General features: G+C 68.7%; 25 protein-coding genes. 14 read left to right on the top strand and 11 right to left on the bottom strand.

Features of this window, described 5'->3' with window-relative positions:
- Positions 1–190: 190 nt before the first annotated feature.
- From AC1DZ6_RS02720 to AC1DZ6_RS02710, 3 genes are read right to left on the bottom strand one after another with little or no spacing between them, the layout of a single operon-like run.
- A complete protein-coding gene (locus AC1DZ6_RS02720; protein ID WP_477095657.1) occupies positions 191–670 on the bottom strand; it encodes a nucleoside deaminase in 480 nt (159 codons plus the stop codon).
- A complete protein-coding gene (locus AC1DZ6_RS02715) occupies positions 667–1,092 on the bottom strand; it encodes a type II toxin-antitoxin system VapC family toxin (RefSeq protein ID WP_477095656.1) in 426 nt (141 codons plus the stop codon). Before AC1DZ6_RS02715 ends, AC1DZ6_RS02720 begins: the two co-directional genes overlap by 4 nt.
- Entirely contained in the window at positions 1,082–1,606 is a 525-nt protein-coding gene (locus AC1DZ6_RS02710; RefSeq protein WP_477095655.1) for a DUF7662 domain-containing protein, read from the bottom strand. The genes AC1DZ6_RS02715 and AC1DZ6_RS02710 overlap by 11 nt, the downstream gene beginning before the upstream one ends.
- Before the next feature lie 142 nt (positions 1,607–1,748).
- On the opposite strand from AC1DZ6_RS02710, the gene AC1DZ6_RS02705 reads away from it, so the two are divergent.
- Complete coding sequence (locus tag AC1DZ6_RS02705) at positions 1,749–3,266, top strand: pseudouridine synthase (RefSeq protein ID WP_477095654.1); 1,518 nt, start codon at positions 1,749–1,751, stop codon at positions 3,264–3,266.
- Between the two features lie 67 nt (positions 3,267–3,333).
- Here AC1DZ6_RS02705 and AC1DZ6_RS02700 read toward each other — a convergent pair whose 3' ends face one another.
- Entirely contained in the window at positions 3,334–4,002 is a 669-nt protein-coding gene (locus AC1DZ6_RS02700) for a CDP-alcohol phosphatidyltransferase family protein (protein WP_477095653.1), read from the bottom strand.
- Between the two features lie 75 nt (positions 4,003–4,077).
- On the opposite strand from AC1DZ6_RS02700, the gene AC1DZ6_RS02695 reads away from it, so the two are divergent.
- A complete protein-coding gene (locus AC1DZ6_RS02695; protein WP_477095652.1) occupies positions 4,078–5,052 on the top strand; it encodes a phosphatidate cytidylyltransferase in 975 nt (324 codons plus the stop codon).
- Positions 5,053–5,068: 16 nt separating this feature from the next.
- The gene (locus AC1DZ6_RS02690) at positions 5,069–5,722 is read left to right on the top strand and encodes a lysophospholipid acyltransferase family protein (RefSeq protein WP_477095651.1); all 654 of its coding nucleotides are present in this window, start codon (positions 5,069–5,071) and stop codon (positions 5,720–5,722) included.
- 4 nt (positions 5,723–5,726) lie between these two features.
- Here AC1DZ6_RS02690 and AC1DZ6_RS02685 read toward each other — a convergent pair whose 3' ends face one another.
- Positions 5,727–6,668 (bottom strand): lysostaphin resistance A-like protein, encoded by a 942-nt coding sequence (locus AC1DZ6_RS02685; RefSeq protein WP_477095650.1) that lies wholly within the window; start codon positions 6,666–6,668, stop codon positions 5,727–5,729.
- A 123-nt stretch (positions 6,669–6,791) separates the two neighbouring features.
- Between AC1DZ6_RS02685 and AC1DZ6_RS02680 the strand changes: the two genes are divergently transcribed.
- The gene (locus tag AC1DZ6_RS02680) at positions 6,792–7,424 is read left to right on the top strand and encodes a TMEM175 family protein (RefSeq protein WP_477095649.1); all 633 of its coding nucleotides are present in this window, start codon (positions 6,792–6,794) and stop codon (positions 7,422–7,424) included.
- Positions 7,425–7,426: 2 nt separating this feature from the next.
- Positions 7,427–7,990 (top strand): 16S rRNA (guanine(966)-N(2))-methyltransferase RsmD, encoded by a 564-nt coding sequence (rsmD, locus tag AC1DZ6_RS02675; RefSeq protein WP_477095648.1) that lies wholly within the window; start codon positions 7,427–7,429, stop codon positions 7,988–7,990.
- On the opposite strand, the gene AC1DZ6_RS02670 is transcribed toward rsmD, so the two are convergent.
- The 3 genes from AC1DZ6_RS02670 to AC1DZ6_RS02660 all read right to left on the bottom strand — a co-directional run bounded on the left by AC1DZ6_RS02670 (position 7,991) and on the right by AC1DZ6_RS02660 (position 11,216).
- Positions 7,991–8,266, bottom strand: coding sequence for a YjhX family toxin (locus tag AC1DZ6_RS02670; protein WP_477095647.1), 276 nt, complete (start codon positions 8,264–8,266; stop codon positions 7,991–7,993).
- A gap of 225 nt (positions 8,267–8,491) precedes the next feature.
- A complete protein-coding gene (locus AC1DZ6_RS02665) occupies positions 8,492–10,534 on the bottom strand; it encodes an AsmA family protein (RefSeq protein WP_477095646.1) in 2,043 nt (680 codons plus the stop codon).
- Between the two features lie 289 nt (positions 10,535–10,823).
- A complete protein-coding gene (locus AC1DZ6_RS02660; RefSeq protein ID WP_477095645.1) occupies positions 10,824–11,216 on the bottom strand; it encodes a hypothetical protein in 393 nt (130 codons plus the stop codon).
- A 153-nt stretch (positions 11,217–11,369) separates the two neighbouring features.
- On the opposite strand from AC1DZ6_RS02660, the gene AC1DZ6_RS02655 reads away from it, so the two are divergent.
- The 3 genes from AC1DZ6_RS02655 (at position 11,370) to AC1DZ6_RS02645 (ending at position 13,292) form a co-directional block, all read left to right on the top strand.
- Positions 11,370–12,011, top strand: coding sequence for an HAD-IA family hydrolase (locus AC1DZ6_RS02655; protein ID WP_477095644.1), 642 nt, complete (start codon positions 11,370–11,372; stop codon positions 12,009–12,011).
- Between the two features lie 29 nt (positions 12,012–12,040).
- The gene (locus AC1DZ6_RS02650; RefSeq protein WP_477095643.1) at positions 12,041–12,325 is read left to right on the top strand and encodes a 4a-hydroxytetrahydrobiopterin dehydratase; all 285 of its coding nucleotides are present in this window, start codon (positions 12,041–12,043) and stop codon (positions 12,323–12,325) included.
- Between the two features lie 181 nt (positions 12,326–12,506).
- The gene (locus AC1DZ6_RS02645; protein ID WP_477095642.1) at positions 12,507–13,292 is read left to right on the top strand and encodes an SDR family oxidoreductase; all 786 of its coding nucleotides are present in this window, start codon (positions 12,507–12,509) and stop codon (positions 13,290–13,292) included.
- A gap of 183 nt (positions 13,293–13,475) precedes the next feature.
- Here the strand turns inward: AC1DZ6_RS02645 and spdR are convergent, their stop codons facing one another.
- The gene (gene spdR, locus AC1DZ6_RS02640; RefSeq protein ID WP_477095641.1) at positions 13,476–14,033 is read right to left on the bottom strand and encodes a stationary phase response regulator transcription factor SpdR; all 558 of its coding nucleotides are present in this window, start codon (positions 14,031–14,033) and stop codon (positions 13,476–13,478) included.
- Between the two features lie 88 nt (positions 14,034–14,121).
- Positions 14,122–15,531 carry an ActS/PrrB/RegB family redox-sensitive histidine kinase gene (locus AC1DZ6_RS02635; RefSeq protein ID WP_477095640.1) on the bottom strand — a complete coding sequence of 470 codons (1,410 nt, stop codon included), beginning with the start codon at positions 15,529–15,531 and terminating at the stop codon, positions 14,122–14,124.
- Positions 15,532–15,586: 55 nt separating this feature from the next.
- Between AC1DZ6_RS02635 and AC1DZ6_RS02630 the strand changes: the two genes are divergently transcribed.
- From AC1DZ6_RS02630 to AC1DZ6_RS02620, 3 genes are all read left to right on the top strand, one after another.
- A complete protein-coding gene (locus AC1DZ6_RS02630) occupies positions 15,587–16,180 on the top strand; it encodes an SCO family protein (RefSeq protein ID WP_477095639.1) in 594 nt (197 codons plus the stop codon).
- A 91-nt stretch (positions 16,181–16,271) separates the two neighbouring features.
- Complete coding sequence (locus AC1DZ6_RS02625) at positions 16,272–17,528, top strand: polyhydroxyalkanoate depolymerase (protein ID WP_477095638.1); 1,257 nt, start codon at positions 16,272–16,274, stop codon at positions 17,526–17,528.
- Between the two features lie 42 nt (positions 17,529–17,570).
- Positions 17,571–18,290 (top strand): M48 family metallopeptidase, encoded by a 720-nt coding sequence (locus tag AC1DZ6_RS02620; RefSeq protein ID WP_477095637.1) that lies wholly within the window; start codon positions 17,571–17,573, stop codon positions 18,288–18,290.
- 157 nt (positions 18,291–18,447) lie between these two features.
- On the opposite strand, the gene AC1DZ6_RS02615 is transcribed toward AC1DZ6_RS02620, so the two are convergent.
- On the bottom strand, positions 18,448–19,152 hold the full coding sequence (locus tag AC1DZ6_RS02615) for an NAD-dependent deacylase (RefSeq protein ID WP_477095636.1): 705 nt from the start codon (positions 19,150–19,152) through the stop codon (positions 18,448–18,450).
- Between the two features lie 159 nt (positions 19,153–19,311).
- Between AC1DZ6_RS02615 and AC1DZ6_RS02610 the strand changes: the two genes are divergently transcribed.
- From AC1DZ6_RS02610 to AC1DZ6_RS02600, 3 genes are all read left to right on the top strand, one after another.
- On the top strand, positions 19,312–20,436 hold the full coding sequence (locus tag AC1DZ6_RS02610; RefSeq protein ID WP_477095635.1) for a ferritin-like domain-containing protein: 1,125 nt from the start codon (positions 19,312–19,314) through the stop codon (positions 20,434–20,436).
- A 106-nt stretch (positions 20,437–20,542) separates the two neighbouring features.
- Complete coding sequence (locus AC1DZ6_RS02605; protein WP_477095634.1) at positions 20,543–21,055, top strand: lipocalin family protein; 513 nt, start codon at positions 20,543–20,545, stop codon at positions 21,053–21,055.
- A 7-nt stretch (positions 21,056–21,062) separates the two neighbouring features.
- Positions 21,063–21,412 (top strand): lipocalin family protein (locus AC1DZ6_RS02600; protein WP_477095633.1); only part of this gene is annotated, 350 nt, incomplete at its 3' end.

Below are 21,412 nucleotides of genomic sequence, written 5' to 3'. Positions count from 1 at the left end.
CGGCGATGGTGAACTGACATCACGCCCGTCATCCTCGGACTTGTTCCGAGGACCCCTCGACCCGTTGCGCTGTCGTTCCAAGGATCCCGCCAACCTCCCCGCATTCCTAGTCCACCTTTCTTCTTGGCTGAAGCAGGGGTCCTCGGAACAAGTCCGAGGATGACGGGCGGTTAGGGTTTGGGACCGTGCTCTACTTCTTCCGCCGCTCGCGGAAGAACCCCCGCAGCAGATCCGCGCTCTCCTGGGCCATCACCCCGCCCGTGACCTCGGGCCGCCAGTGGCACGTGGGCTGGGCGAAGAACCTGGGGCCGTGGACCACCGCCCCACCCTTGGGATCCTCGGCACCGAACACCAACCGGCCGATGCGGGCGTGGCTGATCGCCCCGGCGCACATGGCGCAGGGCTCCAGCGTCACCACCAGGGTCAGGTCGGTCAGGCGGTAGTTGCCGAGCTTGGCGGCGGCGATCCGGATCGCGGCGATCTCGGCGTGGGCCGTCGGATCGTGCGCGCCGATCGGCCCGTTGCCGGCCTGGGCGATGATCTCGCCGGTCGCCGGATCCAGGATCACCGCCCCCACCGGCGTCTCGCCCCGCACGGCGGCGGCGCGGGCCTCGTCCAGGGCCAGGGCCATGACGGCTTCGTCGGTGAGCGGGGTGACAGCGATGATCAGAACTCCGAGGTCAAGTGACGAACGGACGCGGCGAGCCCGACGTCCGCCGCCCGTCTGGCCAGCTTCGCATCGGCGGTGACCAATCGAAGACCACGCCGCAACGCTAAAGTCAGATAGACGGCGTCATAGGCCGAAAAGCTGTAGCGCGTCGCTAGGTCATAGGCGGGCGCGGCCAGATCACTCAAGGGAGCCACCTCGTCGATCAACTGCGGAAGTCGTTCAACGGCCGCGCGTACATCCGCCTCTGGCGCCAAACCCCGTCGCGTGAATCTTGCCGCCACCGACACAAACTCAGCGAAGATCAGGTCGGGCGCGATTCGACGCGCTCCCGCTTGCAGGAACGCCAGGGCCACGGCCGACCGTGGCCCCGGCAGAAGCCAGTCCACGGCGACCGATGCGTCCAGAACGACCTCATCGCTCATCGCTGTCCCGATCCTCACGGATCAGGTCGACGGCGTCGACTGTCGAACGCGGCGAAGCGTTTTGGAACCACTCGACCAGCGCCACCAGCCGGTCGTTGGCCAATTGGTCAAGCAGGGCGATGCAGGCGCTGGCCCGATCACCACCATCAGTCTTGACGTGCTCGTCGAGCATCCGCAGGGCGCGTTCGCTAAGCGCGCTCGCAGGCAGGGCGATGATCTCCGCGTTCCGATGCCGGAAGGACGATCCCTGCTCGGCGAGGCCGGACCCGGTTCCTTCCCTGACGAAGCTGACCTTCTGCGCGACGAGGTCGAGGGCGGCGGTCTTCCAGCCGGCGTCGAGCCAAGCGGCCGCGTGCGAGTGGCCGACCCTCGTATTCGACCACCAAGCCTGGTGGGCGTAAGCCGAACGCGGCAAGGAGAAGCGCAGCATGCGTTCAATTTCCGCGAATCCGAGACGCATCTCGCCGCGCGAAAACGAACTCTCCAGATGTCGCTTCAAAGGCTCGTACTTCATTGCGCCGCCTTGCGGAAATCTCGATATGTTTAGTATATACTATTACTATCTAAGCCCCGTCAACCTTGATCCCCGCCCGGATCGGTGCGCATTAGAAAACCGCCCATCGTGAGATGCGCCCCGCCCTTGAAGGACCGACGCAGTGACCGACAAATACCAGCCCCACCTGCATGACAACGCCATTCCGGGTCAAGACGACGACGGAGACGGCGCGCGGGTCGCCAAGATGCTGGCAAGGGCCGGCGTCGCCTCGCGGCGCGCGGTCGAGCGGCTGATCGAGGACGGCCGGGTCGCCCTGAACGGCGRAGTGCTGACCACCCCCGCCATCAAGGTCCGTCCCGACGACATCCTGACCGTCGACGGCAAGATGATCGACGCGCCGGAATCCACGCGCGTCTTCCGCTATCACAAGCCCACCGGGCTGATGACCACCCACAACGATCCCAAGCAGCGCCCGACGGTGTTCTCGGCCCTGCCGCGCGACCTGCCGCGCCTGATCTCGGTCGGCCGCCTGGACCTCAACTCCGAGGGCCTGCTGCTGCTGACCAATGACGGCGCCCTGTCGCGCGCCCTGGAAATGCCCAACAACGCCTGGGTCCGCCGCTATCGCGCCCGGGCCTTCGGCGACACCAGCCAGGCCAAGCTGGACAAGCTGAAGGACGGCTGCACGGTCGAGGGCGTGCGCTACGGCCCGATCGAGGCCCGCCTCGACAAGGCCCAGGAAAAGGCCGGCGGCGGCAAGAACATCTGGATCACCCTGTCGCTGAGCGAAGGCAAGAACCGCGAAGTGCGGCGGGTGCTGGAGTCCATCGGCCTGAAGGTCAACCGGCTGATCCGCCTGTCCTACGGCCCGTTCGCGCTGGGGACCCTGCTGCCCGGCCAGGTCGAGGAGGTCGGCCCGCGGGTGATCCGCGAGCTGCTGGAAGGCATCGTCGCCGAAGAGAACATGCCCAAGGGCGACAAGCCGCAGTTCATCGGCGTGGCCGATCCGCTGAAGGCGGTCGGCACGGCGGGCGGCGGCGACATGCAGCGCCGCGGCGTGCCCCGCACCAACAGGGCGGTCCAGACCTCGATCCTGATCCCCGACGAGCGGGTCGAGGAAGAGAAGTTCGTCCGCAAGCCGGGCTGGGCCAAGCCCAAGAAGAAGCCGGCGATCGCGGGCCGCGCGCCCGTCGCGCACGCCAAGAAGTCGATCGAGAGCAAGATGATCGGCCCAAAGCCGCTGACCTATCGCGACGCCGCCGCCAAGCGGGTCCGCGACAAGGGCCTGGCCGACAAGAACGCGGCCGACAAGCGGGCGGCGAGCGGCAAGGACGCGCGGCCCGACAAGTCGGCCGGACAGGCGTCCAGCCATGCGCCCTCCAAGCCGAAGCTCGGCGCGCTGCGGGCCAATGGCTACAAGCCGTTGGGCGACGGTCCGGCCAGGACCGGCGGCAAGCCCGGCGGCGCGCGTCCGGGCGGCAAGCCCAGCACGGCCAGGACGGCCGGCCCCAACACAGCGGGCTCCAAGCCTGGCGAAGCCGGCAAGGTGTGGTCCAAGCCGGGCATGGCCAAGTCGGCCGGCGCTCGCCCCGACGGTCCCAAGGGCGCCCCGCGCCCCGGCGGCAAGCCGAGCGGCGCCCGTCCGGGCGGTCCAAGCGCGCCGCGCGGCAAGCGCTAGGTTTCTCGCCACCTAACAGCTCGTCATCCCGGGCCTTGTGCCCGGGATGACGGTTGAGATGAGAGCGCTAACCTCGCTCCCGCAGCCCCCGCGCCAGGTTCCGCGTCCGCCGCACCACCGTGACCAGCGTTCCCGCCGCGATCACCAGCAGGCCGCAGAGCAGCATCTGGCCGTCGCCGCGCCACAACGGTTCGAACGCCGAGATCACGCAGAATATCGTCAGCGCCGCCATGCGCTGCTGTTTGGCCATCGGACCCGAGAAGTCGGCCGGACGGCCCAGGCCTCGGCCCAGTTCGCGGACATAGGCGGTCAGCACCGCCAGCACCGCCGCGATCCAGCCGACGGCCGCGCCGCCGCCGAGGCCCGCGGTCTGGACGCCGTAGCCGGCCCCGGCCAGCAGCAGCACATCGGCGATCCGGTCGGGCAGCTCGTTCCAGATCGGCCCGGCGCTTCCGCCCCGGCCATGCTCGACCGCCACCAGGCCGTCCAGCAGGTTGCACAGCAGCCGCGCCTGGATGCACGCCGCCGCCAGCACCAGCACCACCGCGCGGAAGACCCAGCCGTCCAACCCGCCCGCCGTCATCAGCAGCGCTCCGCCCAGGGCGGCGAAGGCCACGCTGGCCGCCGAGATCGCGTCGGGACTGACCTTGGCCTTGGCCAGCCGTTCGGCCATCCGCCGGGCAAAGGCCGCGTCGCGGACCTTCAGCGGGCGGCGGTTGTCCAGGTCCTCGGTCATGCGCGCTCCTCGATAGCGAGAACTAGGCTATAGCTAAAAGGGTTCACCGCCAGCCGGCGCATGGCCAGGAGCCGCATGGACTTCGTCGCGACCGTTCTGGCCTTCTTCGCCGCCCAGCCGCCGGTGCTGCTGATCGGCCTGGCCGGCGTGGTGGCCCTGCTGAGCGTGGCCGGGGCCATCGCCACGGTGCTGACCGCGCTCAAGCCCGGCCAGGACTATCGCGAGCTGCGCCAGCGGATCGCCAGCTGGTGGGTGATGGTCGCCCTGCTGGCCGGCGCCCTGCTGCTGGGCTGGCAGGCGACCGTCCTGGTGTTCGCCCTGATCTCGTTCATGGCGCTGCGCGAGTTCCTGTCGCTGGCCCCGATCCGCAAGGAGGACCGCCCGGCGATCCTGGCGGCCTATCTGATCCTGCTGGCCGCCTACGGCTTCATCGCCGCCGACCGCTACATGTTCTACCTGGTGTTCATCCCGGTCTGGACCTTTCTGGGCCTGCCGTTCCTGATGGCCATGCTGGGCCAGACGCGCGGCTTCCTGACCACCGCCGCCACCTTCCACTGGGGCTTGGTGACCTGCGTCTACAACCTGGGCTTCGCGGCCTTCCTGATGCGGACGCCCGACACCGACCGCCTGCCGGCCGGGGCGGCGGGGCTGGTGTTCTTCCTGCTGCTGGTCACCGAGTTCAACGATGTGGCCCAATACGTGTTCGGCAAGCTGCTGGGCCGTCACAAGATCGCGCCCACCGTCAGCCCCAACAAGACTTGGGAGGGCTTCCTGGGCGGCTGGCTGGCGACGGGGCTGCTGATCTGGTTCGCCGGGCCGGTGTTCACGCCGCTGGCCGGTCACGGCCTGCTGATCGTCGCCCTGGCCCTGCCCGTGGCGGGCTTCGCCGGCGACGTGACCATGAGCGCGGTCAAGCGCGACATCGGGGTCAAGGACACCTCCCACGCCATTCCCGGCCATGGCGGGGTGCTGGACCGCGCCGACAGCCTGACCTTCACCGCCCCGCTCTATTTCCACCTGCTGGCGCTGTTCGCCCTGAGCAAGTTTTAATGGACAAGTTCTGACCGTGGGCTGGCTTCGCTTCCTGCTGCTGGTGCTGGTGGCCCGGCCCCTGGCCCTGTTCCTGACCGGGGCGGACGTCACCGGCCGCGAGCGCCTGCCGCTGAAGGGGCCGGCCATTGTCGCGGCCAACCATTCCAGCCATGTCGACACCCTGCTGCTGCTGGCGATCTTCCCCTCGCGCGCCGTGGCCCGCGTGCGGCCGGTGGCGGCGGCCGACTATTTCCTGCACGACCCTGTGATCGGCTGGTTCTCGCGTCATGTGATCGGCATCGTGCCGGTGGCGCGGCTGAAGGCCGGCCAAAGGACGCAAGACGGCGGAGAAGACGTCCTGGCGCCGGCCCGCGCGGCCCTCGCGGCCGGCGACATCGTGGTGGTGTTTCCCGAGGGCACGCGCGGCGACGGCGACGAGCTGGGTCAGCTGAAGAGCGGCGTCGCGCGCCTGGCGGAGGCCTTTCCCGAGGCTCCGGTCACGCCGGTCTGGATCCAGGGCGCCGGCCGCGTCCTGCCCAAGGGCGAGGCCATCCCCGCGCCGCTGAACTGCGCGGTGCTGGTGGGCGAGCCCGTCGCCTGGACGGGCGATCGCCCCGCCTTCATGGCGCGGCTGCGCGCGGCGCTGCTGGCCCTGAAGGACCAGGCCCCGCCGTTACGCTGGTCTTAGGGGCTCAGGTGGCGGCGAGGCGCGTCCAGCGACGCAGCGGCGCCCACCGCGCGGCGATCTCGGCCAGGGCGACATAGCCCGCCAGCATCAGGGGCGCGATGACCAGGGTCTCGGGCGGGAAGCCGTGCGGCGGTTCGGGCTTCAGCGCCATCGGCTGGATGAACAGCAGGATCACGATGTTGTTGGCCGCGTGGGCCCCGATGGCGAACTCGATCCCGCCCAGCCGCAGGGTCATCCAGGCCAGGCCCACGCCCATGGCCAGCCGCACCAAGAAGGCGTCGAGATTGGGATCGAAATGGATCGCCGAGAACAGCAGGCCGCTCAGCACCAGCACCACGCGCGGATCGGGGAACCAGGCGCCGACGACCTTGACCAGCCAGCCCCGGAAGACCAGCTCCTCGGCGGCGGCGGCGATCAGCAGCAGCGACACGACCATGGCCGCGTAGATCGCCCGGCCGGTCAGGTCCGGGCTGACGTTGAGGATCGGCGCGGCCGGCGACTTGGGGTCCAAGGCCGCCGAGGCCAGCAGCAGCGGCCCGATCGTCACCGCGAACAGGCCCAGGCCCAGCAGCAGGAGCCGCCAGCGGAACCGGGGCGCGGCGGTGAAATAGGAGGTCAGCCGACGGCGTTGCAGCAAGGCGGCCACGCCCACGAAGGCCAGGGCCATGCCGCCGTTGACGAAGGCCAGCAGGCCGATGACGAAGGCGATCTGGGTCAGGGTGGACGGCGTCTCGGTCCGGCCGACCATGGCCATCAGCCGCTCGACGGCCTCGACGCCGCCGCCACCGATCGCGAAGGCCAGGAACACCGCGGCGCCGCAGATCAGGGCCGCCAGAAAGGCCGCGAGCGCGCCGATGGGCAGGGTCAGCAGGAGCGGGACGACGCGTCGGTCGGTCGGCGTCAGATCGTCCAGGAACGGCGACCGTTTAAGCTCTGCGAGAACCACTTTTTTCGTTTCCTGACCTGGATCATCGCTAGGCGTTCACCGCCCGCGACGCAAGCCGCGCGATAGGCGACTTGCCGCGATGACCGGCGCGCGGCACACATCGGGTCAAATACGGGGCGTCTCATGACCGATATCACCGACAAGGAAGCACAGCACCTCCACCGCCTGATCCTGTTCTCGGACGCGGTGTTCGCGATCGCCATCACCCTGTTGGCCATCGAGATCCATCCGCCCGAGGGCTGGCATGGCGATGTGGGGTCGTTCTTTCACCTGATGGCCGCCAAGCTGACGGCCTATGCGGTCAGCTTCGCCGCGATCGGCGTGCTGTGGATCAGCCATCGCCGCACCTATTCCCGCCTGAGGARGGCCGACGGGGTGCTGGACGTGCTGAACTTCCTGATGCTGGGCCTGGTGGCGCTGCTGCCCCTGGGCACCGAGCTGCTGTGGGAAGCCAACAGCGTGGGCTCGCTCTACATCTATGTCGGCCTGGTGGCCGGCGTCGGGATCGCCCAGGGCCTGGCCTGGGGCTATGCGGCCTTCATCGGCAAGCTGGCCGAACCGATCGACCTGCCGACCCGGCTGTTCATCCTGGCGCGGGTCTCGCTGCTGCCGGGCCTGTTCTGCGGCCTGTCGTTCGTCAGCGTGCTGAGCCATACGCCCTGGGGCTTCCTCGCCATCGGCGCGATCACGGCGGGCCTGACCTTCGTCGGCCGGCGCCTGCAGCCCAAGACCCCGGCCGAGCCGGCGGAAACCTGAGCATGCGCATCGTCTCGGGCCAGTATCGCGGCAAGGCCATCGTCACCCCGCCTGGCGACACGACCCGCCCCACGTCCGACCGGGCCCGGCAGGCGGTGTTCAACATCCTGGAGCACGCCGCCTGGGCGCCGGAGCTGCACGGAGCGCGCGTGATCGACGTGTTCGCTGGGTCCGGGGCGCTCGGCCTGGAGGCGATATCACGCGGCGCGGCCTTCTGCCTGTTCGTCGAGACCGACGACGCCGCGCGGGGCGCGATCCGCGAGAACGTGGACGCCTTCAGCCTGTTCGGCCAGACCAAGGTCCATCGTCGCGACGCCACCGACCTCGGCCTCGTTCCGGCCAGCGTCGGCGCGCCGTTCGACATCGCTTTCCTCGACCCGCCCTACGCCAAGGGCCTTGGCGAGAAGGCCATGGCCCAGCTGGTCGCCGGCGGCTGGCTGGCCCCCGGCGCGATCGTGATGTTCGAGCGCGGCCGCGACGAGCCCGACCCGGCGCCCGCCGGCTTCCAGCGGCTCGACGCGCGCGACTACGGCGCCGCGCGCGTCTTCTTTTTCCGGCTTGCCTAGCTACCAGGCTCGCGCGGTCACACGGTTGTCCAGCTGACCGCGCAGGTTCACCGCGCCCAGGCGGGTGATCCGGTAGGGCCCGCCGCTGGCGCTGGCGATGAAGCGCCGCCGCTTGAGGGTCTTGAAGACCCCCAGCGTGCAGTCGCTCAGGCGCCAGCCCTCGCCGGTGATGCAGTCGGCGCCGACGACGCGGCCTTTGTCGTCGCGCAGGAGTTCGATGCGGGCGCCCTGCGCCAGCGCGTGCAGCGTGCGTTGCTGCGGCTTTGAGATGTTCAAGGGAATGTCCGAGGATCGAGGCGTGAGAACGCTCGCCGTCACGGCGAGCGGACGGATCGGGGCCTGATCAGCTGTCGAACGGGAGGTTCGGAGCCTTAGGCCCGGGCCTCGACTACAATCTCGGACATGAACCACGCGGGGTGTCGGACGAGGTGAAATCTAGACGGAACCGCCCGGCCCGTCATCCCTCTCGTGAGCGCTAAGGCCCCCCTGTGGGGAGGGCCTTTACTTCTTCGGCTTGGCCGGGGTGGTCTGGGCCACCTTGACGGGAGCCCCGTCGCTGCGGGCCTCGGCGACGATGCTGGCGCAGTCGGCGTCCTTGGCTTCGCCGCCCGTGACGAACGGCAGGACGGCGGCCAGGGGCGTGACCAGAACGCCCAGCGCCGCGGCGATGCCGCCCTGGGCCACCGCTCCGCCCGTCTCCAGCCCGACCTTCGGCGCCATGAACGGCCCCTTGATGGTGATCGGGATGAACAGCCGCACCAGGCGCGGCTTCTTGCTGTCGCCGTCGATGCGCAGATTCATGCGTTCGTTCTGCAGGTCGATCGTGCCCTTGCCCTTGGCCAGGACCACGCCGGTGTCGGCGACGATCTGGTTGGAGGTCATGATCCCGTCCTTGACGCTGAAGTCGGCCACGGCGCAGCGGACGCTGGTCTCGCGGTTATCCTTGCTCAGCAACAGCAGCAGGCCCTTGGAAGCGTTGACGCCCAGCAATTCGGCGAAGGCCTGGCGGATCTGGCCCTTGGGCGACACCAGCGTCACCTGGCCATTGGCGGTGGAGGCGGCGCGGTGCACCGAGTTGCCGTAGCCGGTCAGCTTGGCCCGGGCCATCACCCCGCCCTCGATCGCCGGCTGGCCGTTGCTGTTCTTGATCGAGATGAAGTCTTCCAGCTTGGCGTTGGTCAGGCGCACGTCGACGTCGGTGCGCGGGACTTTCGGATTGGCGTCCAGCCGCACCTTCCCCGACAGGTCGCCGCGCGAGAAGGTGAAGGCGATCGGATCGACGGTCARCACGCCCTTCTCCAGCGTCAGGTCGGCGCGGACCTTCTTCAGCGGCAGGTTCGGCGCGTTCACGCTCAGGGCCCGGTACTTGACCTTGGCGTCCATCGCCTTGACGCGTTCGACCTGCAGGGTGGCGTCAGGCAGCAGGCGCTGGGTGGCGTCGCGCTCGGCGGCCTCGACCTTCTGACCCGCCGAGGCGGTCTCGCCCCGGCCGGTGGCCGGCGCGGCGCCGAAGATGCTGCCCAGATCGTCGAAGTCCAGTCGCTTGGATTGCAGGTCGGCCTCCAGATAGGGCCGCTCGCGCCCCATCAGCACGAACAGGTCGCCCGAGACGTCGCTGTCGCCGATCCGGCCATTGAGCTTTTTGAAGTCGAACCGCTCGCCCTTGCGGGTCAGGTGGCCGCTGATCTTGTAGGGCGGGGTGTTGGGCAGGGTCAGTCCGGTCAGGGCGTACAGGCGGTTGAGGTCCGTGCCCGACACGCTGACCTGGGTCTCGAACCGGCCCAGGTCGAACGGCTTGGTGATGTCGCCCTTGGCGGTGACGTGGGTCGAGCCCGCGTCAACCTTGGCGTCGAACGGATAGGGACGGTTGGGCGAGATGTTCAGCAGCGGTCCGCCGGTGACCATGGCCGTGAACGGCGCGCGGTTCAGCTGTCCCTTGCCCTCCAGCACGAACTTGCCGCGCCCATCGGCGCTGGCGTGCTCGTTGGAGCTGACCGTGCCCAGGAAGAAGATGTCGCGCTGCTGGTCGGCGTAGCGCAGCTGGCCGTCATTGATGATGAAGTGCTGGATGGCCGGCAGCTTCAGCGGCTTCTTGGGCGCGTTGGGATCGCCGAACGTCCAGTTGGCGCGGCCCGAGGCCTCGCGCAGCAGGCGTACGTCGGGGCGATCCACGGCCAGCAGCGGCAGGATGACGTCGCCCTTCAGCAGCGGCAGCAGCTTGATCTGCACCGCGACGCGATCGACCTTGGCCATCGGGGTCCCGGCCGGCGAGCCCTTGGGATCGGCCTTGGCCGCCCAATCCGGCTGAGCGACGCGGATACCATAGGCCTCCACCTTCGGCGAGAACGACCAGGGATGGACGCGCAGGTCGCCGGTGATCACCACCTCGCGGTCCAGGCGCGCCGAGGCGAACCGGCCCAGCGGCCCCCGGAACCAGTTCCAGTCGAACAGCACCAGGAAGATCACGATCGCCGCGGTCAGCAGGATCGCCCCGATGATCCCCCAGCGGGCGCGCGGCGGCAGGCCGCGCAGGCGCGCGGCCAAGCTGGGAGGCGGATTTGGAGCGAGCGTCGTCAGGGCGGAACCTCCGGATACCCGTCCACAACGCGCGGACGGGGTCCTTATGTTCCGAAGTCGGTCAGTTCCGACGCGGCTAGTAGACCAGCCTCAGGCTGCCGACGCCGATCGCGGCGACCACGAAGGCGACGATCGCCACGATTTCATAGGTCTTGAAGAGCGGCTTGCTCGGTTGGCGCATGGTAAAAATTCCCCCGTCCCGAATTGATGCGTACGGTCCCCCCACACGCAATCCTCGGGCCAAAAACATGAGTCGTTACGGCAGCTTGCCTGGCCAGACCAGGAAGCCGTCCGCGTCTCGACCCGCGACGCGGTAAGTCGAATAGGGCGCACCGTAGCGCCCGCCGTCGTTCTGTCCGTCGTAACCTCGACCGTAGCCTTGGCCCGCCGGGCGCCAGCCGCCGTAGCGGTCGCCTTGCAGCGGGCCGTCCACCACGATCAGCGGCCGGCGCTCGTAACCCCAGCGGTCGAAGTCGCTCCAGCCCGAATGGGCCTCGCACTCGACGCGGTCCCAGCGATAGGCGCCGCCCGGGCCGGTGACCCGGCGCGTGACGCACTCGCCCGGACCGTCCTGAGCCGACGCGGCGGTTCCCGCGCCGCACGCGACAGCGGCGGCTAGAACGAGCAACGGAAACAGGGGGCGGACCATGGCGAAAACTCCAGAAGGTTAACAAACCAGAGCCCCGCGACGGTTTCGCCCGCATTCACCCCCAACGCGAGCTTGGCCATGAAGATTCATCAGGCGATTGCCAGGGTCGCGCCGGCCGCCTAGCGTCCATCAAACAGTTGTTTGAGGGCAGACATGGCGATCGAGGCGGTGATCTGGGATTTCGGCGGCGTGTTCACCACCTCGCCGTTCGAGGCCTTCCGGCGGTTCGAGGTCCAGCGCGGCCTGCCCCAGGACTTCATCCGCCGGGTCAACGCCGCCGATCCCGACGCCAACGCCTGGGCGCTGTTCGAACGCAACGAGATCGACGCGGCGGCCTTCGACGCGATGTTCCTGGAGGAGGCCCAGCGCCTGGGCCATCCGCTTCGCGGCGCCGAGGTGCTGCCCCTGCTGTCGGGCGACGTGCGGCCCCGGGTGGTGGCGGCGCTGAAGGCCTGCAAGGCGCGGTTCAAGGTCGGCTGCATCACCAACAACGTCGTCACCGGCCACGGCACGGGCATGGCCGGTTCGGCCGAAAAGGCCCAGGCCATCGCCGAGATCTTCGCCCAGTTCGACGCGGTGCTGGAAAGCTCCAAGGCCGGGGTGCGCAAGCCCGATCCCCGCATCTACCAGATGATGTGCGACCTGTTGGGCGTGGCGCCGGAGGCCTGCGTGTATCTCGACGACCTGGGGGTCAACTGCRAGCCGGCCGCGGCCCTGGGCATGACCGCCATCAAGGTCACCACGCAGGACCAGGCGCTGGAGGACCTTGCGGCGGCGACCGGTTTGGCGTTCTGACTGGGAAAAGTCCCGTCGCAGGAGCCGCCATGTCCCGCCCCGCCAAGATCGGCGCCGCCGCCGCCCTTTCCCAGCTCGAGGGCTGGGCCGCCGTGTCCGAGAAGGACGCGATCGGCAAGACCTTCAAGTTCGCCGACTTCAACGCCGCCTTCGGGTTCATGACCCGCGTGGCCCTGAAGGCCGACAAGCTCGACCACCATCCCGAATGGTTCAATGTCTACAACCGGGTCGAGGTGGTGCTGACCACCCACGACGCCGACGGAGTCAGCGCGCTGGACGTCGAGATGGCGCGGTTCATGGACGGGATCGCCTAGCGCCGTGCGTCCTTCGAGGCTCGGCTCCGCCTCGCACCTCAGGAAGAGGAATTCAGCACCGATCTCCCATCCTGAGGCGCCCGCGCAGCGGGCCTCGAAGGACGCACGGCGTTTCCCCCTTCCGTGCGTCGCCCATCCGGTTCAAACTATCGTTTGAATTATAATCGGGAGGACGCCGCAAATGGCGCAGAGCACGGGCCGGGTCGCCGGCAAGAAGGCCTTCATCACCGGTGGAGCCCAGGGTCTCGGCGCGGCCGCCGGACGGCGGCTCGCCGAGGAAGGCGCCAAGGTCAGCCTCGCCGACATCAACTTCGCCGGGGCCCAGGCCGTGGCGGACGAGATCAACGCCGCCCACGGCGCGGGCACGGCCTTCGCCTTCGAACTGGACGTCACCCAGGAAGACCAGTGGATCGAGGCCCTGGAAAAGGCCGACGCGGCCATGGGCGGGATCTCGGTCCTGCTCAACAACGCCGGCGTGGCGGGCGACAAGCCGCTGGAGCAGATGGAGTTCGATCTCTGGAAGAAGATCATGTCGATCAATGTCGACAGCGTCTTCCTGGGGGCCAAGCACGCGCTGAAATACATGCGCGCCCATCAGCCGGGCTCGATCGTCAACATCAGCTCGATCGCCGGCCTGATCGCCAACCACAATTCGCCGGCCTACAACGCGTCGAAGGCGGGGGTCTGGCTGCTGAGCAAGAACATCGCGCTCTACTGCGCCAAGATGGGGCTGGATATCCGCTCCAACTCGATCCACCCGACCTTCATCGACACGCCGATCCTCGATCCCCTGACCCAGCGCCTGGGCAAGGACGAGGCCCACGCCAAGCTGGGCCGCCAGATCCCGCTGGGCCACATCGGCGAGCCCAACGACATCGCCAACGCCGTGCTCTACCTGGCCAGCGACGAGAGCAAGTTCATGACCGGCGCCGAACTGAAGCTGGACGGCGGCATTTCGGCGATGTGAGCACCCAGGGCGGGACGGCCGTTTTCACGAACGTCATCCTCGGACTTGTTCCGAGGACCCCTGTTTCAGCTTGAAGACAGAATGACGAAGGGCGCCGCATCGACGGCGCCCTTTATCTTTTTCGCCCGCTCGGCGGACCGAGGGGTCCTCAGAACAAGTCCGAGGATGATGATCGTGGGGACGTTACCGCGGCGCCCGCTTCGCCAAAATCCGCTGCAGCGTCCGCCGGTGCATGTTCAGCCGGCGGGCCGTCTCGGAAACGTTGTGGCCGCACATCTCGTAGACCCGCTGGATGTGCTCCCAGCGGACCCGGTCGGCGCTCATCGGATTTTCGGGCGGGACCGGGGCGTCGCCCTTGGCGGCCAGCAGGGCGCGGGCCACGTCGTCGGCGTCGGCCGGCTTGGAGAGATAGTCGATCACCCCGGCCTTCACCGCGGCGACCGCCGTGGCGATGTTGCCGTAGCCGGTCAGCATGATGACCTTGGCGTCGGGGCGCACGTCGCGCACCGCCTCGACCACCTTCAGGCCGGTGCCGTCCTCCAGGCGCATGTCGAGCACGGCGTGGGCGGGGGCCTGGGTTCGCAGGGCGGTCATCGCCTCGGCGACGGACGCGCAGAGCGTCACCGAAAATCCGCGCTGTTCCAGCGCTCGACCCAATCGCGTGCGCAGAGGCGCGTCGTCGTCGAGAAGCAGCAGGGATTTGTCGGGCAGAGCCGCGACCAGTTCACCGATATCCGCCATGAAATTCAGCGCCTCCCAACGCCGACACTCAACCGGGCCACGAGCGAGCTATCTTGTTGCCCAATCGCCGAGTGTCGCAAGTGTTTCATTACAGCTCGCTCGCTCCGATGATCGCCGGCGCCTCCAGCGCCGACCTCGGCCAGCGCGCGGCGACCACCGCGCCCCCGCGCCGACCGTTCTTGAAATCCACCGTCGCCCCGGTTCGTTCCAGAAGCGTCTTGGCGATGAAGAAGCCCAGCCCCATGCCGATATGGCCGGTTCTGGAGCCCTCCGCCCCCGGACGGGACGTCACATAGGGCTCGCCCAGCTTGGCCAGGATCTCGGGCGAGAAGCCCGGCCCGTCGTCGCGCACCTCGATCACCACGGCGCGGGTGTCGAACCGGGCCACGACGATGACCTCGGCCCGGGCGAAGTCGACGGCGTTCTCGACGATGGTGGTCAGAGCGTGAAGGATCTCGGCCCGCCGCCAGATGTCGGGCGCGGAATCGCCGGGCGGACCGTTGACCACCGCCTCGACCCGGACGCCGTGGATCATGTGCGGCTCGATCACCTCGTGGACCAGCTGCACCAGGCTGATGCGCTCGTGCACCGCGTCCTTGGCCTCGGGCATCTCTGTCAGCCGGGCCAGGATCTCGCGACAGCGCATGGCCTGGCCGATCATCAGCTCGGCGTCCTCGCGGGTCTGCTCGTCGGGAGCGTTGCGGACCATCTCGCGGGCGACGACCGAGATGGTGGCCAGGGGCGTGCCCAGCTCGTGGGCGGCGGCGGCGGCCAGGGCGCCCAGGGCCGACAGGCGCTGCTCGCGGGCCAGCACGGTCTCGGTGACGTTCAGCGCCAGCTCCATCCGCGCCGACTCCGTCGCCGCCTGCCAGGCATAGGCGCCGGTCACCGCGATCCCCAGGATCCGCGACAGCACGATCGTCATCAGGGTCAGGCCGCCGGGCAAGGGTCCAGGTCCCGCCGACGGCCGATAGGGCAGCGGCAGGGAGAAGAACGCCAGGAGCAGACAGGCCGCCACGGCCAGGGCGCCGATCCCCGCCGCGAACCGGGCCGGCAGGGTCGCGGCGGCCAGGGTGACGGGGGCGATCAGCAGCAGGGAGAACGGATTGATGATGCCGCCGGTCAGATACAGCATCCCCGCCAGCTGCAGGGTGTCGAAGGCGATCTGGGCCGTGGCCTCGCCCTCGCGGGCCATCCGCTGGCCGCCGAACGCCAGGCCGATCAACACGTTCAGCCAGGCCGACATGGCGATCAGGCTGAAGCACAGGGCGTAGGGAATCTTCAGATCCAGGACCAGGCCGGCCACCAGCACGGCGACCACCTGGCCGACCACCATGATCCAGCGCTGGGCGATCAGGGTGCGGACCCTTAAGCGTCCACGACGCAGCCCGGGACCCGCCCAGGACCAGTCCTCGTCTTGCGCCGCCTCGACGTCAGGCTTATCGAGCCCCGTCCGAGGCGAACTATGCGGCGCATTCTTCAGGGAAGCGTCAGCCATGTCGCACCATAGAGCCAGAAATTCTCCTCTGGCGAGAGCGAAAGGTTCAACGCCCATGCCCCGTCATCGGTTGTTCGCGATTCTGGCGGGCCTGCTCGCCGTGCTGCTGGCCGGCGGGCTGATCTACAAGGCGGGCATCTTCGACAAGGCTCCGGCGCCGTCCCTGGTGGGCGGACCGTTCCAGTTGGTTGACCAGAACGGCCAGCCGACCACCGAGGCGACGCTGAAGGGCCAGTGGAACGCGGTGTTCTTCGGCTTCACCTACTGCCCCGACGTCTGCCCCGGCACCCTGCAGGCCCTGGCTGCCGCCAGCGACCAGCTGGGTCCCAAGGCCAAGGACCTGAAGATCGTCTTCATCTCGGTCGACCCCGGCCGCGACAATCCGCAGCAGTTGAAGACCTTCCTGTCGGGCCCCACCCTGCCGAAGAACATCGTCGGCCTGACCGGCACGCCGCAGCAGGTGGCCGCCGCGGCCAAGGCCTATCGCGCCTATTACAAGCAGGTCGGCGACGGGCCGGACTACAGCGTCGACCACTCGACGGCGATCTATCTGATGGATCCCAAGGGCCGGTTCTCCAAGGTGATCGCCTACAACCTGCCGCCCGAGGAGATCGCCCGGCAGATCCGGGACGCCATGGAAGGGCGGTAGCCGGGCGCCCGCGACGCCGCACCGCTACCGGAAGGCGGTACCGTCTTAAGGTTTGGCGTGTTATGCTGCATCGCAACATACTGGATGCGCCATGCTGTACGCCCTCCACGAGGCAAGCTTCTATGCCTCGACCCCCCTGCGCCTGGCGGCCCGCGCCGCTCGTGACTTCTGGGGCTCGCCCCTGAATCCGGCGGCCGAGAGCGATCTTGGCCGGCGCATCCATGCGGGCGCGGACCTGTTCTCCAACGTCACCCGCCGCTACGGCAAGCCGGACTGGCGCATCGACACGGTCAAGGTCGGCCAGGTCGACGTGCGGGTGCGTCCCACCGTGGTCTGGGAAAGCCCCTGGGCCCGGGTCATCCAGTTCGACCGCGACATGGCCGACATGCGCCGGGCGGGCAAGTTCAGCCTCGACCCCGCCGTGCTGATCGTCGCGCCCCTCTCCGGTCACTACGCGACCCTGTTGCGCGGCACCGTCGAGGCCTTCCTGCCCGACCACGCCGTGTTCGTCGTCGACTGGATCAACGCCCGCGAGGTCTCGGTCCTGCAGGGCCGCTTCGACTTCCACGACTATATCGACCACATCCGCCAGATGCTGACGGCCCTGGGCCCGCGTCCCAACGTCGTGGCCGTCTGCCAGCCCGGCCCGCCGGTCCTGGCCGCCGCCGCCCTGATGGCCGAGGACAACGACCCGTCGCGCCCCGCCAGCATGACCTTCATGGGCTCGCCGATCGACGCGCGCCTGTCGCCGACCGTGACCAACAACCTGGCCGAGGAAAAGCCCTTCGCCTGGTTCCAGTCCAACATGATCTACACCGTGCCCCCGCCCTATCCGGGCATGGGCCGGCGCGTCTATCCGGGCTTCGTCCAGTTGGCCAGCTTCATGAGCATGAACAAGGCCAAGCACCAGGAGGCGCACCAGCGCTACTTCCAGGACCTGGTGAAGGGCGACGGCGACAGCGCCGACAAGCACCTGGAGTTCTACGACGAGTACCTGTCGGTGCTGGACCTGACCGAAGAGTTCTACCTCCAGACCATCGACATCGTCTTCCAGCAGCACCTGCTGCCCAAGGGCGAGCTGACCCATCGCGGCCGCCCGGTGCGGCCGGACCTGATCACCGACATCGGCCTGATGACGGTCGAGGGCGAGAACGACGACATCTCCGGCATCGGCCAGACCCAGGCGGCCCACACCCTGTGCTCGGCCATTCCCGAGGCGATGAAGGAAGACTACGTCCAGCCCAATGTCGGCCACTACGGGGTGTTCAACGGCCGCCGGTTCCGCGAGGAGATCTATCCGCGGGTCCGCGACTTCATCCTCAAGAGCGACCCGAACTTCCAGAGCTGAGCCGACCTTGCGCGACTCCCGTCGAGGGGCGATCTAGAGGACATGAACCTCTTCCGCCCGCAGCGYTAYGCCGACGGTGACCGGCTGGACGTGCGCGGCTGCGCGGTGCGGCTGAAGGTCGACGGCCGGGCGCGGCGGATTTCGCTGCGGGTCGACCGGGCCAAGTCCGAGGTGGTGGCCCTGGCCCCCACGCCGCGCCGCCTCTCCGAGGCCGTGGCCTTCGCCCACGAGAAGGCCGACTGGATCGCCGGCCAGCTGGCGGCCCTCCCCAACCGGCAGGTCATCGCCCCCGGCGGGATCCTGCGCCTGCTGGGCAAACCCTACCGGCTGGAGGTCGGGCCCGGCCGCCCGAAAATGACCGACGACGCCCTGATCGCGCCGGACGACAGCACCTGGTCGCTGAAGATCATCCGCCTGGCCAAGCGCGAGGCCCTGACCCGCCTGACCGAACGCACCGCCCACCACGCCGCCGCCCTGGGCCGCCCCATGCCCTCGGTGGCCATCGCCGACCCCAAGGCCCGCTGGGGCTCGTGCCGCCCCGCCCGCCCCGGCCACCCGGCCGCCATACGCTACAGCTGGCGGCTGGTGCTGGCCCCGTTCGACGTGGCCGACTACGTCGTCGCCCACGAGTGCGCCCACCTGATCGAGGCCAATCACGGGCCGCGGTTCTGGGCGCTGTGCGAGACGCTGTCGGGCGATCCGGCGCCGCATCGGCGGTGGCTGCGGGCTCACGCGGCGGAGCTGCACGCGATCTCGGCGTGAGATCACACTGACTTGCCCCCACCTGACGGCTTCGCCGTCTGTCCGCCCCCATGGGGGCGGAGGACACGCGCACCGCGGCAGCGGCAGCCCTCTTCCCCGTATGGGGGAAGACGACCGCGAAGCGGTCCGTAGGGGGCAAGTATTCGCCCCACCGACCCTAAGCCAACACCTCGTCCACCCAGGCCGGCACGACCTCCGTCGCCGGGCCGTAGCGGCGCTCGTCGAAGGCTCTCGCATTGTCGGAGGGCTCGAGGTTCAGTTCGCAGGTCCGGATCCCCAGCCGCCGGGCCTCGGTCACCAGACCGGCGGCCGGATAGACCGAGCCGGAGGTGCCGATGGAGACGAACAGGTCGCTGTCCTCCAGGGCGTCGTCGATCACGTCCAGGTGCAGCGGGGCCTCGCCGAACCACACCACATGCGGCCGGGCGGTCCCGACGGCGCCGCAGGCCTGGCAAGTGCTGTCGGCGGCCAGAGGTCCGGCGTCCGGCCAGGTCGCGCCGCAGGCGTGGCACCGCGTGACCCGCAGCTCCCCGTGCATATGGACCACCTCGGTGCAGCCACCCTGCTCGTGCAGGTCGTCGACATTCTGGGTGCAGAGGAACAGGCGACCGCCCCGCGCGGCCAGCCCCGCCCGCAGCCGCGCCAGGGCCGTGTGCGCCGCATTGGGCGCGGCCTCCGCCAGGTTGGCACGGCGGGCGTTGTAGAAGGCCCGCACCTTGGCCGGGTCGCGGGCGAAGCCTTCGGGCGTCGCCACCTCCGTCAGGTCGTACCGGGTCCAGATCCCGCTGGTGTCGCGGAAGGTGCCCAGCCCGCTCTCGGCCGAGATCCCCGCGCCGGTCAGGACGAAGACATTGAGACCCATGGCGGCGCTTCCTCCCGCCCGTCCGGGCGCTTGCTGCGAACCTGACGCAGTCGTCACTTTTAATTTGACCCCGCCCGCTCTTTGAGTTGACAGTGTTTAGATAGGCCAGAGATCCGCGTCAGACGGAGCCTGTCCAGCCCCTTTAGGCGAGGAGCCACCATGACGGACAAGAACATCACCAAGGACGCCATGTACGACGCGGTGGCGCCGGACGACTTCGAGTCGATGCTCGAACTGGACCGCTACAACAACCGCTCCACGGCCTTCGACAAGATCATTTCCGCGACCCACGACCACTTCTGGGACCCGCTGGACAAGACCTATATCGACTTCGACGAACCGTTCGACATGGAGAACCAGGCGCTGGTTCCCGAGGACCTGGTGATCGCCCTGTCGACCGACTACGTCTCCGAACATCTCTCCGATCCCAAGCAGCGCATCCGCTTCATCAACCAGTCGGTGCTGCGCAGCTTCTCCTCGATCCTGCACGGCGAGCAGGGCGCGCTGAACCTGTCGGCCAGCCTGTGCCACGTGCTCAAGGACCAGGGCGCCCAGGAATACGCCGCCAACCAGACCCGCGAAGAGGCCCGCCACGTCACGGCCTTCGCCAAGTACATCAAGGCCCGCTGGGGCAAGCCGGTCGAGTGCGGCCCGGCCCTGAAGACCCTGCTGGTCGAGATCATCGGCGCGCCCGAGGTCTACAAGAAGATCATCGGCATGCAGATGCTGGTCGAGGGCCTGGCCATGGGCGCCTTCGCCACCTTCTACAACCAGATCCACGATCCGGTCGGCAAGAAGATGCTGCAGCTGGTGATGACCGACGAGGCCTTCCACCACAAGTTCGGCAAGATCTGGGCCGACCGCACGGTGCCCAAGCTGAGCCCCGAGGAGCACGCGATCATCGAGGACTGGGCGGCGCACTGCTTCCAGACCCTGCTGTTCAACCTGGTTTCCCCGCACCAGCAGCTGGACCTCTACGCCGAGTTCGGCCTCGACCCCGACAAGGTGGTCGAGGAGTACGGGAAGATCATGACCGACGACGTGCGTCGCGAGCACATGAAGGAGCAGACCAACATCTTCCGGGTGCTGGTCAAGACGCTGCTGAACGCCGGCATCATTACCGACCGCACCAAGGCCTTCTACGCCATGTACGTCGACATCGACGAGCTGAAGGGCGAGGGCGACCGGATGGTCGGCGACGACATCGCCGAGGAGGGCATCCGCCACCTGCAGGCCATCAACTTCAGGGACCGCGTCACGCCGGTGACCATCGCCGCCGAATAGACCCTGTCGATTCAGGACCTCCGAGCGCCCCGCCAAGGAACCTTGGCGGGGCGCTTTGCGTTTCTGGCGCCTTGTGGGTCAAGGTAGCGACATGAGAATTTTCCCGATGATCGTCGCCGCGAGTCTGCTCGCGACCCAGGCCCCGACGGCGGCCTGGGCGGCGGCTCAACCCCCGTCCAAGCCGGTCGCCGCCAGCTTCTACACCGGCAAATGGTACGAGATCGCCCGCACGCCCAACAGCGGCCAGCGCGACTGCCAGGCGCCGACCACCGAGTTCACCGGCAAAGGCGCCGCGGGGTTCTCCGTTCACCAGATCTGCCGCAAGGGCTCGGCTTCGGGAGCCGCCAAGGTGTTCGACACCACGGGCCAGATCCTCTCCGGAACCCAGAACGCCAAGTTCAAGATGAGCTTCCTGGGCGGGCTGAAGAAGCAGGAATACTGGGTCCTCGACCGGGCCGACGACCAGTCCTGGGCGATCATGGCCACGCCGGGCGGCAACTTCGTCTGGCTGCTGTCGCGCAAGGCGGTGATGGATCCGGCGGACAAGGCCCAGGCCCTGGAGCGGGTGAAGGCCCTGGGCTACGCCAAGCTGGAATATCCGCAGCAGCCGCCGGCGTGAGGTCGTGATGCGCCGCCTGCCTGGCCTGTTCGCCGCCGCCCTGCTGACCACGGCCTCGCTCGCCGCCTGCGTGGCCGGACCCAGCGGCAATCGAAACCCGCCCCAGCCGGCCAAGGCCGTGGACATCGATCGCTATGCCGGCCTCTGGTACGAGGCGGCGCGCTACGACATGCGGTTCGAGAAGGGCTGCGACGGCGTCACGGCCGAGTATTCCAAGCGCCCCGACGGGCTGATCCGGGTGGTCAACACCTGCCACGAGGGCGGCCCGACCGGACCGGTCAAGGTCAGCGAAGGCAAGGCCAAGATCGCCGACCCCGGCAGCAAGGCCAAGCTGAAGGTCTCGTTCTTCGGCCCGTT

The organism is Caulobacter sp. P1_B12_2 (genome assembly GCF_056406675.1).
The sequence above is the reverse complement of the archived record's forward strand: the minus strand, read 5'-3'. Positions and strand labels throughout refer to the sequence as shown.